This window comes from Acidiplasma aeolicum (genome assembly GCF_001402945.1).
GTDB classification, from domain to species: Archaea; Thermoplasmatota; Thermoplasmata; order Thermoplasmatales; family Thermoplasmataceae; genus Acidiplasma; species Acidiplasma aeolicum.
On sequence record NZ_LKBG01000152.1, the window covers coordinates 1 to 1106 of the forward strand.

1 protein-coding gene is annotated in these 1106 nt (G+C 30.9%); it reads left to right on the forward strand.

Annotation, left to right across the window (positions count from 1 at the left end):
* Window positions 1-74 precede the first annotated feature (74 nt).
* Window positions 75-1106, forward strand: a 1032-nt coding sequence (locus AOG54_RS03845; RefSeq protein WP_055032447.1) for an SLAC1 family transporter, incomplete at its 3' end; no start/stop codon positions are given.

Here is a 1106-nt window from a genome sequence, read left to right on the forward strand (position 1 = left end):
ATATAATAAATTTTTATAATTATTTAATTGACCATTCAGTCAATTATATATAGAAGATTGTACTAATCCATTATATGACATTTAAAAAAACATTATATATCACCGGATCAGAATGGTTTGCAATAGCCCTTGGTACCCTGGCCGTATCAGTGCTTTTAAACAGAATGGCTGATTTTTTCCATTCCAATGCCCTTTATAACACTGGCATATTTTTTCTCTTTTTGGGCATGGTTCTTTTTTTGATTTTATTTGCATTATGGACTGCAAGGACATTTGTATTTCCAAATGTTATTCTGGAGGACTGGAATAATCTTAACAGAATTAGCTTTTCAACCGTTGTTCCATTATCCATGATGATAATGAATGTATCATACATTTCATATTATCCGTCAAAAATTATATCCTTAAGGTATTTATCATATTATAATTATATTTTTGATTTCATTGCTATTTTGCTTCTAAGTTTTTATCTTGGATATAAAATGTATACAAAGAATATAGAAAAGGGGGAATTAACATATGCAGAATTAATACCACCTGTTGCCTTATCTTCCACAGTTTTCTTGGGAAAAAGGATCATTCCACTTGGTGGAATAAATGCAGATCTGGTTTATTTTATGATCCTGATGGGATTTGGAATAGCACTTTTTCTATTTCTTTTTATAGGAATTATGGCGTTTACCTCACACATAAGGGATATAAAGTCAAGTGAATCCTCACCAGTGCTTGTTTTGCCTGTGGGAGTTTCCAGCATTCTGGTAATAAATATAATTACACTTTCACAGCTTCCAGGTATTTTCAAAATTCCATTAACTGTAGCATTATTCGCCTCAGTTTCATTATGGTCATTTGAACTCTGGAATTTTATTGTGGCCATGCTTGTTAGCATAAAGAAGGTTTTTCATGCAAAGCCTGGTATATCAATATGGGCATACACATTTCCGTTGGCAGTTTTTTCTATATCCTCACTTAAACTGAGTTTCGTTTTTAAGTCTAATAATTATATTTATCCGTATAACATAACTTTTTACACTGGAATAATAGCAATGGTAATACTTATTATTGCATGGATTTACGCTGTTGTCATTACATTAATATTTATTAAA